The following is an 11,612-nucleotide window of genomic DNA, read 5'->3' on the forward strand; positions in this document are numbered from 1 at the left end:
ATAATAGCGCGGGTTTTCAGTGCCGGTGCAGTTCGGTTTCGTTGGTGATTCAGCAAGTTTGACTATGGACGATTTTGATAAAAGCGGTGATAAAAACAGCGACAAAAACAGTTCATCCCTGCCCCAGGGCCATCGCCACCGGATGATTGTGGAGCTGATCAAGCAGGAGGGTTTTGTAACCACCGAGGGGCTGGTACAGCATTTTAATGTGACGCCCCAGACCATCCGCCGGGATCTCAATGAGCTGGACAAGCGCGGAGTGTTAACCCGACACCATGGTGGCGCCGGTCTGGTGGCCAGCAGTACTGAAAATACCGGTTACAGCGACCGGAAAAGCCAGGCATCTGCTGAGAAAAACCGGATTGCAGGGCAGCTGGTCAAACACATTCCTGATGGTTCCTCCCTGTTTATCAACATTGGCACGTCCACTGAGGCTGTGGCTTCAGCTCTGATGAACCACAGAAATCTCAAGGTGGTGACCAATAACCTTCATGTAGCCTCTATTTTGCTGCCAAGGGAAGACTTTACCGTGATCATCGCCGGAGGTGAGGTACGGAACCGGGACGGTGGCATTATCGGGGAGGCTACCCGTGACTTTATAGGTCAGTTCCGGGTGGACTTTGCCGTGATCGGCATCAGTGGCATTGCTATGGATGGTACGCTGCTTGACTTTGATTACCATGAAGTCTGTGTCGCCCAGGCGATGATCCGCAATGCCAGTAAAACCTTGTTGATTGCGGACCACACCAAATTCGGGCGCAGCGCCATGATCCGTCTTGGCCATGTCAGTGATATTGACCGGCTGTATACGGACTGTCAGCCCCCGGCCCCCCTGATGGAGCAGCTCAAGCATGCCCAGACGGAAGTAGCGGTCTGCTGATAATCAGTTGTCCTATTTAATGGGGAACTGCCCCTCACCGCTCTGCCTGAGCGTGCCCAGGTCAAATCGCTTGAGTATCTCCTGGGCCCAGACTTTTGCAATCAGTTTATAGACCTGCTCTGTGGGGTGCGCATCGTCACTGGTGGTGGTATAAAAATCATCGCTGGAAACCGGTGTGACCTCTCCATAACGGACTTTCATGCCGTGGGGCTGGGCACCTTTCTTTAGTCCGTATGCCTCAAGGTTCTCATCGATGTGTTCAGTGACGCTGTACATATCAATCAGAGAGGCTCGATGATCCGGGAAGACATCCACCTGGCGGGCGAGTTCATAGCCAAACTCGAAGGAGCCTGTTTGATAGCCGCGCACCTCCTCGGTTAATTCTTTACCCAGGTACCTGACCGATCCCTGAGGATTCGGGATGTTGGCAAGAATAAAGTGGGAGTTGCCGTTTATCTGGAGGAGCTCCTCGCAGAGGGTGCAGATCTCAACCGCTACCTGTTTCATCTTGAGCTTGTCACGGCCATTGGTCACCAGATCGTTAAGGCCAAACCACACCAGAAACAGGATATTTCCCTCCAGTGGGCTCTTCTTTGCATCATGGAGAAAGCTTTTCTTCTGTTCTGAAAAGGTGCCCAGGCCTGTACCGGATCGGTCAGAGGCTCCCATGGCTCCGCCCTCGGCGTAGTTGGCGTACGAAAAACGGCTGGAAGGGGGCGACCCGTAGTCCGACTCTGGGTTCTGGGTCAGGTGGAGCCGGGTGAGTTCGCGGGTGGTTTCTGCATTGTTTACAAACAGGGTGGCCCCACCGGACCACTCCCAGATAAAGTCCGTCCAGTTTCTGTTGTCGCTGAAGCGCCCAACCTCATTGGTTCGCATCAATCCAAGGAGTCGGGCAAGTCGACCTGTGCCCGTTTTCCGTTTGTGACCAATATCCGAGAGGCTGTCACCAAAAACAATGAGCCCATCCAGTTTGACTGCCATGGGGGGATCTCCAGACTGTTTGAGAACAAATGCAGTCTAGAAGCGAACTCCGTTATTGGCAAAAGGGTCAATAACGGAGTTTCTCAAAGCAGCGGCCCGCTTAACCCGCATATTGCATGAAGTCGCTATGAAAAAGCGATTATCCCACGCCTTTCAAGGGGTATAGGAGAAAAGCGTAAAAAGACTATTTGTCATAGGGACGCCCGTCGGCTTGTCGCTAGCTCGACACTTCATGCAATATGCGGGTTAAGGCCTCAGGCAAGAGCCATGGCCAGCAGAGTCACCGGGTGGAGTACTTTGTGGCGGGTGTTCATTTCCACCTGCATTTTGCAGGACTCGCAGTCGGTGATGATATAGTCGGCCTCTGTCGTCTTGATCTGCTCCAGCATTTTATTGGCAATTTTCTGGGAAGTGTCGTAGTTCTCTTTCTTGAAGCCATAAGTACCGGAAAGGCCGCAGCAGTTCTGGTCCAGAAGCGTCAGCTCAAGCCCGGGAATTTCCCGCATCAGTTCCACGGTATGCACGACACCGCCCATGCGGATCAAGTGACAGGGACTGTGGTAGGCGACTTTCAGGTTCAGCGGTTTCATGGTGGGAACATTGCCTTCGGCAAACTCCCGGATCAGGAACCGTGAGACAAACTGAATCTGCTCTTTGATGGCGGAGTTGTCCACATCCAGCATATCCGGGTATTCATCCCGAAGCGTCATGGCACAGCTTGATGAAGTGGAAATGACCGCTTCGGAGCCCGCTTCCAGGCTCCGGGCAAACTGGGTCATGTTCAGGTCGGCATTTTTCCGGGCTTTTTTCAGAAAGCCATTGGCGATCAGGGGAACGCCACAGCATTTTTCTTTTGCCGTGAGCCGGACACCCACCCCCATGGCATTGAGGACTTTCACCAGATCTTTGCCGACCGTGGGGTCATTGAAATTGGTAAAGCAGCCGTGGAAGTAGGTGATTTTCCGCTGGAACTGCTCCTGGTCACCGGCGTTTCGGCCAAACCAGCTTCTGAACGTCTCGAAGCTGTATTTGGGCAGCGTCCGCCTTTCATCAATGCCCAGGGTTTTGTCCAGCAATTTTTTGACCGGCTTCATGGCGGTAACCACATTGACTACCGGTGCCGTTTTTGAGGACAGGGTGCCCATCAGATCAGTATGGCTGAGCATATACTCACGGGGACCCTGCTTGAAGCCGTCATGTCGGGCCTTAGCCTTCTGGATAATGGTGCCAATATGGACATTGGAAGGGCAGGCCACTTCACAGCGTTTGCAGTTACTGCAATATTTCAGGGCATCGTCGTAGAGCGCAGGGCTTTTGATGCGAAAACGCTCACCGTCCGGGCCTGCCTGTTTTGGGCCGGGGTAATCAGGCCGGGCTTCTGCTACCGGGCAGCGGGTGGTGCAAACGGTGCACTTGATGCAGTTATCAAAAGTGGTGTCGGTCAGTGAAAGCATCTTATTTCTCCGCCCCGGTTTTCTCGGCCACAGCGCTTTCCCTGTCGGAAGCGTGTGTGGCAATAATCTGTTCAGCAGCGAAATACCCGGTGGCAATGGAGACGCCTCCGGCAGAGCCTTCCGCAACGGGGTTGAAGTCCGCCAGAACCGAGCCGGCACAATACAGGTTACGGATAGGAGTCTTGTTGATGCAGGGTTGAAGCTGCTGGTTGGTGGTGACCCCATACTCCATAAAGTGATGGGACCGGCTGTCCAGGAATGAACCGGTGCTCCATTCTGCCCGGTTTTCCGGTGCGGCAATATCCAGACCGAACACCGGGTCAACAATTCGGTTTCTTTCTCCTTTCAACCCTTTGCTTAAAAAGGTGCCGGTGGCCAGCACAAAGTGGTCAGCATACAGGGGAAGGTCTTTGTTGTGATGGGTCTCGATGCTGTATAAACGACCATTGTCAAATTCACCTTTAACCACCTGGTCGCCTTCAATCAACATTCCGCCCAGGGCACTGAACCGCTGCTTGAGGGCCCTGGTCATTCTGAGGCCCGGCAGGGAAGGAGGCAGGCTGGCCACTTCCATCACTGGGCACCCCAGCAACCTGGAGAGTTCCGGCATTCTGCTATTGCCCCGGCTATCCTCAAGAACCGCAGGAAGGATGATCAGGTCAGCCGTACCTGCTGCTTTACCCAGGGCTTTCGCCAATCGTTGCAGGGACTGCTCGCTGCTGAGTGCTCTGGCCAGCTCAATGGAACGCAGTTCAAATGGATTTCGGGTTTCCAGGGCAAGGGCCTCCGGGGAGACGGTGCTGCTGGTAATTCTGCTTCCGGCAAAGGCTGGGTGTCTTTTCAGGCCGGAGGCTGCCAGGGCGGGTTGAAAATCCCGGAATCCAGCAATATTAATGATGGCGACCTGCTTTATTTCTTTTGCCGGATTGGTAAACGGCAATGGATTCATACTGGTCTGTGACAACCAGGCTGGGATCAGGCTGCCTAAAGCCGAGATGCGCCAATGATTTTTGTCACCCTGGTTGACCATGGTCAGGCCGGAGGCGGCCATGCTTTTCTGAAAATGTTCAAGTCCTGCTTTCAGAGTGTCTGGCCCGACTTTGTGGTAGGGGTGATTGCCGGGCAGTTTGTTGATGGCCTCAAAGGGGGCCTGAACAGGAGAACCGTCGGCTTGACGCCCCAGAACATCAATGGCTCCAGAGGCAAATGTCAGGGAGCTTTCCCCGAAGCTGATGACCGCTGTTTTTAATCCCGCTTCTGCGCAGCGGATGGCGGAGGTCATTCCGGCCAGCCCACCGCCAATAATAATGCTGTCGTATCTCATGCTGCTGGCTTCACTGCTGCTGGTTCTTCGGTGTTTTTAACGAGAGTATTGCTGGTATCGGTTTCCGTCTCCGGGAGATGGCTGTAGCCCAGCAGTGATTCGTAAATCCAGTGACTGAATTCTGCTTCCCTAAGGGCATCTCCCCAGAGTACCGGCTGGTTGCCTTTCCATCGTTCTTCAAGAAACTCACCGATGCTTTCCAGGGGGGCAAGGTTTTTCAAAGAGTCAGGGTTTTCTATTGGCTCAGGGCTTTCCACCCGCTCAGGGCTGCTCAGAGAATGGGGTTCTTCATCGGGTTTCATGTCCTGAAGAATGCCAGCTGCACGACAGGTGCAGAGCTCTCCCTGGCAGGGCCCCATGCCAAGACGGGTTCTGCGACGCAGGTCTACCAGATCCGGAGCGTTCAATTTGGCAACGGCGTATTCAATTTCGCCCCGGGTCACCATTTCACATTCGCAGATAATGGCGTTTTTATCATTGTTCTCTGAAAGGAACCGGGCTGCACGCTCACCGTGGCGGTACTTTGCGGACACTGACACAGGTGCTGACAGGGTTGGCGTTTCAATATCTGCCTGGTGACCACAGGCTCCGGGAAGTGGAACTTCTGCTGTGTGACAGCCCACAGTATTGCCAAGGTGGCGGGCAACCACATCGGTTGCTTTTTCAGCCATCAGACGATAGGTCATCAGCTTGCCCCCGGTGATGGTCACCAGGCCAGGCAAGCCATCCTGCTCTCCATGATCCATCAATACGATGCCACGACTGATATTCCGACCTGAGCTGCCATCCACGGAGACCAGTGGGCGAACCCCGGCGTAGGCTCTGAGAATGCGGGCCCTGGACATGATTGGGGCGAGTTTTTCCCCTTCCCGGATCAGGGTGTCCACCTCTTCCGGATCAATTCTGAGGTTGTCGATCTGGTCGTACGGGATTTTCTGGGAGGTGGTCCCAATCAGGGAGATAGTGTCACCGGGCACCAGAATGTCGGCATCCGCTGGTTTACGACAGCGGTTTAGTACCATTCCATTGACCCGGTAATCCATGATCAGCAGAGAGCCTTTGGATGGAATCATATGGATCGACAGATCGGCATATTCAGCAATTTGCTGGCCCCATATCCCTGCGGCATTAACCACCTGCTGGGCCCGGATAACCACGCGCTCGCCGGTTTTGACATTCACGGCATTGACGCCAACCACGCGCCCGCTCTCAATGATCAGATTCAGTACGCGGGTGTAATTGAGCAGCTGGCCGCCATGCTCTTCAGCATCAAGAATATTGGATGCGGTCAGGCGAAAGGGGTCAATGGTGCCATCGGGTACTTTGACGGCCCCCAGCAGTGCCGGGTTAACGTTGGGTTCCAGTTGCAGAGCCTGCTCTGGCGTCAACTGTTCTGTCTCAATACCTGCCTGGTTGCACGCATCGATAAAGGGTTTTTGAAAAGAGAGGTCATCTTCAGGCAGTGTGATGAATAAACCATCCGTTTCCTCTATGCAGTGGGAAGCGATGGTTTTCAGTATCCGGTTTTCCTGAATGCACTCTTCAGCGGAATGGGCGTCGGTGACCGCATACCGACTGCCGGAGTGCAGAAGGCCATGGTTTCGTCCTGTGGCCCCTGTGGCGATATCGTCTTTTTCTATCAGGATTGCACGAATGCCCCTGAGCGAGCAGTCGCGGAGGACGCCGGCGCCAGTGGCGCCACCGCCGATAATGACAACGTCTGTTTCAAAGGTTTTCATTTGGGGCCTGATGTTGTTCAAAATAGTGTTCAAAAGCGCACATTTACGGACAGTCAACGAGCGGTTATCGAGCCTGTGGATAACAGTATCGTTGCAGATTGTAATGTTCGAAATGACGTATATCAATATTCGTATATGCTCGTACGACTTCGAAAGGGTGTTTATGCTGATTATTTTTGTATCGGTAGTCTCTGTTTTCAATGAATTGGTGATAAAGCGTGCGATGACGTGTGTAAAAATGTGATTCTGTTGATTTGAGTCAGGGTTTCGATGTTGCTCGGTTGTGATTTCTGCTGTGATAATTCGCGTGTATTTTTTCACTTTCGCAACGGGGGTTGTCATGGGGCAGACATTGAGGCAGACATTGTTGGGTCAATGCCTTGCCGAATTTATAGGCACCGGTTTGTTGATTTTCTTTGGAGCAGGTTGCGTTGCTGCGCTGGTTCTGGCTGGGAGTGACTTTGGCCAGTGGGAAATCTCTATTGTCTGGGGTTTGGGGGTTGCGATCGCCATTTATGTGGCTGGAGGGGTTTCCGGTGCGCACCTGAATCCTGCAGTAACCCTTGCCCTGACCGTATTCAAGGGGTTTGAAAAACACAAGGTGTTGCCGTATATCGCTGCGCAGATTGCGGGGGCATTCAGTGCGGCAGCACTGGTGTATTTCCTCTATCAAGGGCTGTTTGTGGATTTTGAAAGCACCCATGGGATCATCCGGGGTGAGGCCTCCAGCCTGGCCACCGCCGGAATCTTCTCAACTTACCCGAATGCCCTGCTCAGTAATGTCCAGGCTTTCTTTGTTGAGTTTTTCATAACGGCGGTATTGATGGGCGGTATCCTGGCCATTGGCGATGATAATAATGGCGTCTCCAACGGTGCTTTGTCCGCACTGCTGATCGGCATATTGATTGCGGTGATTGGTGCCTCTTTTGGTCCTCTGACCGGTTTTGCCATGAATCCCGCCCGTGACTTTGGACCCAAGCTGTTTGCCTTTTTTGCCGGCTGGGGGGATGTGGCCCTGACCGGTGCCCGCACTAATCCCTATTTCTGGGTGCCCATTGCGGGGCCGATCTGCGGTGCCATGGCGGGAGCCTGGGTTTATCTCAGGGTAATTGCCAGCCAGCTGGAACCAGTGGAATGCGCCACCGCGGGTTGTGAAATTCGTCCGGCTGACGCGTAATACGTAAGGAGGCTGTCAGAGAATAGGCTGCCCTACTGCGACGGTAGCAAATTGGTCTAAAAATTCGCTTTTGTTCGGCAAATAGAACCACTATTCACCTCACAAAATCGAATTTTGATCCTCAATTTTCTACCGTCCTCGCTACGAGCGCTATTCTCGGACAGCCTCCGAGTCAATCCCATAAATGGGAAATGCTGCCTGTCGGAGACTTCCAGGCAGCCTTCTTATAGATATAAGCATCACTGAATGACCAAGGGGTGATACCTGTGAACATTCCTGTAAAGAAAGACGAGAAATTCATCGTTGCCCTGGATCAGGGAACCACCAGCTCCCGAGCCATTATCTTTGACCATAAAGGGGCGATCGTGGGAGTTTCCCAACGGGAATTTACCCAGATTTATCCAAAAGCGGGCTGGGTGGAACACGATGCCATGGAAATCTGGGCGACCCAGAGTTCTGTATTGACGGAAGTACTGGCCAAAACCGGTATTCGCAGTGACCAGGTTGCGGGGATTGGTATCACCAATCAGCGGGAAACGGCAGTGGTCTGGGACAAAAATACCGGACAGCCGATCCATAATGCCATTGTCTGGCAGTGTCGCAGAACCACGGACATCTGCGAACAGCTGAAGCGTGATGGCATGGAAGAGTATATAAAAGAAACCACCGGCCTGGTGACGGACGCCTATTTTTCCGGAACCAAAGTGAAGTGGATGCTCGACCATGTGGAAGGTGCCCGGGAGAAAGCGGAAAAAGGCGACCTGCTGTTCGGTACCGTGGATACCTGGCTGATCTGGAAGCTCACCAACGGTCGGGTTCATGTGACTGACTACACCAATGCCAGCCGGACCATGCTGTTTGATATCAACCGGCTGCAATGGGATGACCGGATGCTGGAGGTGTTGCAGATTCCCAGGTCCATGCTGCCAGAGGTGAAGTCCTGCTCTGAAGTGTATGGACAGACCAACATCGGTGGTAAGGGCGGCACCCGGATTCCCATTGCCGGTATTGCCGGTGACCAGCATGCGGCTCTGTTTGGTCAGATGTGCCTTGAAAAAGGGATGGCCAAGAATACTTATGGCACCGGTTGTTTCCTGTTAATGCATACTGGTGATCAGCCTATCCGTTCGGAAAACGGTTTGCTGACGACCATTGCCTGTGGTCTTGATGGCAAGGTGACTTATGCCCTGGAAGGCTCCGTATTTATGGGCGGCGCCAGTGTTCAGTGGTTGCGGGATGAGCTGGGGCTGGTCAGGGATGCGGCGGATACGGAGTATTTTGCCTCCAAGGTTGACGACACTAATGGTGTTTATGTGGTGCCTGCTTTTGTTGGGCTGGGGGCTCCTTACTGGGATCCTTATGCGCGGGGATCGATTTTTGGTCTGACCCGGGGAGCCAACCGTAACCATATTGTCCGTGCAACCCTGGAAGCCATCGCTTATCAGTCACGGGACCTGCTGGAAGCTATGCAGCAGGACGCAGGCATAGAGCTCAGCCTGCTGCGTGTTGATGGTGGTGCTGTCGCCAATAATTTCCTGATGCAATTCCAGTCCGATATTCTTGGTAAAAACGTGGTGCGTCCGGAGGTGGCGGAAACCACGGCAGCGGGTGCTGCGTATCTTGCGGGTCTGGCCGTGGGATTCTGGCACAGCCTGGATGACCTGAAAGACAAGGTGGCTATTTCCCGGGAGTATCAGCCAGAAATGCCGGAAGAAAAGCGGGCTGAGCTCTATAAAGGTTGGAAGAAGGCGGTTGAGCGCTCCAGAAACTGGGAAGATTCATAACACCCTCCCTGGTTGTGCTTTGGTCAGATTTGTGAATCGAGGCTGACCGCCAACAGTATGGAGAATTAAGGCTCCAGGCTTTGCCTGGGGCCTTTTTTGTTCATTTAAAAGTGGGTGAGCACCGGGTGAAAATGGAAAATAATGGCCGACAATGATCGTATGATGTGCTTTATAGTTCGCTAATTATTCATTTATTGCTCTAGATCAATTGGAAAAGAACATAAAGCAACTATTATCCGCACCCGATTATGAGGGTGAATAAAAAATGAGCGTCAGTCTGTCATGCGAAGATAGCTGAATATTTCGCTCATCCGATTCACCCTAGAGCGGAATAACGGATTTGTGGAGACACTATGATAGGTATATTCAGGCCAGCGCCTCACAGGGCGGGCTTGCCAAGCGGGCAGGTGGATGGCCAGTACCAGAAGCTGCGTTGGCAGATTTTTGCAGGGATTTTTATCGGCTATGCCGGTTACTACCTGGTCAGGAAGAACTTCTCCCTGGCCATGCCTTTTCTGATTAATGAAATGGGCTATAGCCGGGGTGACCTGGGGGTTGCTCTTTCTGCGGTTTCTATTGCCTATGGTCTGTCAAAGTTTCTGATGGGCAATGTGTCGGATCGATCCAATCCCCGGTATTTCCTGGCGGCGGGTCTGATCATGTCGGCTCTGACCATGTTTACTCTGGGTTTTATGCCCTGGGCCACAGGCAGTATTGCTGCCATGTTTGTGCTGCTGTTTCTTAATGGCTGGTTCCAGGGAATGGGGTGGCCTGCCTGTGGCCGGACCATGGTTCACTGGTGGTCCAGGAAAGAGCGGGGCGGTATCGTGTCCGTCTGGAACGTGGCTCACAATGTCGGTGGTGGTCTGATCGGTCCGCTGTTCCTGCTGGGAATGTTCTGGTTCAACGATGACTGGCACTCCGCATTTTATGTGCCCGCTGCCGGAGCTATGCTGGTGGCGGCGTTTGTCCTCCTGGTCATGAAAGATACTCCCCAGTCCTGCGGGCTGCCTTCCATTGAGGAGTACAAGGATGATTATCCCGAGAATTATGACAAGAGCCATGAAGAAGAGCTGAGTGCCAAAGAGATCTTCTTTAAATATGTGTTCCGCAACAAGCTGCTCTGGTACATCGCCATTGCCAATGCTTTTATTTATCTGATCCGCTACGGGGTTCTGGACTGGGCACCCACCTATCTGTCCGAAGCCAAGGGTTTTTCCGTGGATAAGTCTTCCTGGGCTTACTTCCTGTATGAGTGGGCAGGTATTCCCGGCACCCTGCTGTGTGGCTGGATTTCTGACAAGGTGTTCAAGGGTAAACGGGCACCGGCGGGCATTGTGTTCATGATGCTGGTCACCGTAGCCGTGCTGGTTTACTGGTTTAATCCAGCGGGTAACCCTACCATCGATATGCTGGCGCTGGTGGCAATTGGCTTCCTGATTTATGGCCCGGTAATGCTGATTGGTTTGTATGCCCTGGAGCTGGTGCCGAAGAAAGCCGCTGGAACCGCTGCGGGCCTGACCGGCCTGTTTGGCTACCTGGGTGGAGCGGTGGCAGCCAATGCCGTGCTGGGTTACACCGTTGACCACTTCGGCTGGGATGGTGGCTTTATGCTGCTGACCGCCAGTTGTGTACTTTCTATTGTGCTGCTGGTGATGTCCATGAAGCACGTGACTGAAGAAAAGCAGGCAGTGGCTCAGGCAGTATGACAACAAAGTAAATAGGAGGCTCCAACAGGTAGTTTTTGGAGTGTTCTATTTCATCGGTTACAAACCAGAACACAGCATTGTTGTGTTCTGGTTTCATTGTTTATTGAACCTCCTTTTAAATTGGAATATTGTTTTTTTATTCTTATTGGCTATTGATTGATGGCCATCTTTCACGGTTACTTTTAAATAAAGTTCTGTCACTAAAAAATACCTGCCTTGAGATAATTGCACTACACTGTTTTTCCAAGTTGTCCTGGGTTGCATGAATGATGTCCAGTTTACTTGTCGGTTTATCTCCTCCCCTTATAAGCTCTAAAAACGATATTCGGCAAAGATTTCTTGTCACTGTAATGCTTTGGGTTATGGTGGGCCATTCAATTGCTTTGGGTCATATAAATAATTATGACCTAGGCCCCAGTATAACTATTCCGGATGGCGCTGTTCAAATTAAGTGTTGCTCTACCCAATGTATAGAAACTTGATCTAAAAAAGCCTCCTCTGAGAAGAGTTGAGTTTTAAGAAACCTTTTCCACCCGAGGTAACGAGACAGGTATTTTGTTG

Annotated in this window: 8 protein-coding genes; 4 read left to right on the forward strand and 4 right to left on the reverse strand. The window is 52.5% G+C overall.

The window, feature by feature from the left end:
• Positions 1 to 64: 64 nt before the first annotated feature.
• On the forward strand, positions 65 to 880 hold the full coding sequence (locus ACNRUY_RS17800; protein ID WP_488112995.1) for a DeoR/GlpR family transcriptional regulator: 816 nt from the start codon (positions 65 to 67) through the stop codon (positions 878 to 880).
• 12 nt (positions 881 to 892) lie between these two features.
• Here ACNRUY_RS17800 and ACNRUY_RS17805 read toward each other — a convergent pair whose 3' ends face one another.
• The 4 genes from ACNRUY_RS17805 to glpA all read right to left on the reverse strand — a co-directional run bounded on the left by ACNRUY_RS17805 (position 893) and on the right by glpA (position 6,381).
• Positions 893 to 1,864 (reverse strand): SGNH/GDSL hydrolase family protein, encoded by a 972-nt coding sequence (locus tag ACNRUY_RS17805; protein ID WP_488112996.1) that lies wholly within the window; start codon positions 1,862 to 1,864, stop codon positions 893 to 895.
• 254 nt (positions 1,865 to 2,118) lie between these two features.
• The gene (gene glpC, locus ACNRUY_RS17810; RefSeq protein WP_488112997.1) at positions 2,119 to 3,318 is read right to left on the reverse strand and encodes an anaerobic glycerol-3-phosphate dehydrogenase subunit GlpC; all 1,200 of its coding nucleotides are present in this window, start codon (positions 3,316 to 3,318) and stop codon (positions 2,119 to 2,121) included.
• 1 nt (position 3,319) lies between these two features.
• A complete protein-coding gene (glpB, locus tag ACNRUY_RS17815; RefSeq protein ID WP_488112998.1) occupies positions 3,320 to 4,642 on the reverse strand; it encodes a glycerol-3-phosphate dehydrogenase subunit GlpB in 1,323 nt (440 codons plus the stop codon).
• On the reverse strand, positions 4,639 to 6,381 hold the full coding sequence (gene glpA / locus ACNRUY_RS17820) for an anaerobic glycerol-3-phosphate dehydrogenase subunit A (RefSeq protein ID WP_488112999.1): 1,743 nt from the start codon (positions 6,379 to 6,381) through the stop codon (positions 4,639 to 4,641). Before glpA ends, glpB begins: the two co-directional genes overlap by 4 nt.
• A gap of 340 nt (positions 6,382 to 6,721) precedes the next feature.
• On the opposite strand from glpA, the gene ACNRUY_RS17825 reads away from it, so the two are divergent.
• From ACNRUY_RS17825 to glpT, 3 genes are all read left to right on the forward strand, one after another.
• Positions 6,722 to 7,558, forward strand: a complete 837-nt coding sequence (locus tag ACNRUY_RS17825; RefSeq protein ID WP_488113000.1) for an MIP/aquaporin family protein — start codon at positions 6,722 to 6,724, stop codon at positions 7,556 to 7,558.
• A 266-nt stretch (positions 7,559 to 7,824) separates the two neighbouring features.
• On the forward strand, positions 7,825 to 9,342 hold the full coding sequence (gene glpK, locus ACNRUY_RS17830) for a glycerol kinase GlpK (RefSeq protein WP_488113001.1): 1,518 nt from the start codon (positions 7,825 to 7,827) through the stop codon (positions 9,340 to 9,342).
• 353 nt (positions 9,343 to 9,695) lie between these two features.
• Positions 9,696 to 11,051 (forward strand): glycerol-3-phosphate transporter, encoded by a 1,356-nt coding sequence (glpT, locus tag ACNRUY_RS17835; RefSeq protein ID WP_488113002.1) that lies wholly within the window; start codon positions 9,696 to 9,698, stop codon positions 11,049 to 11,051.
• Positions 11,052 to 11,612: the final 561 nt, after the last annotated feature.

The organism is Endozoicomonas sp. Z74, from assembly GCF_057680865.1.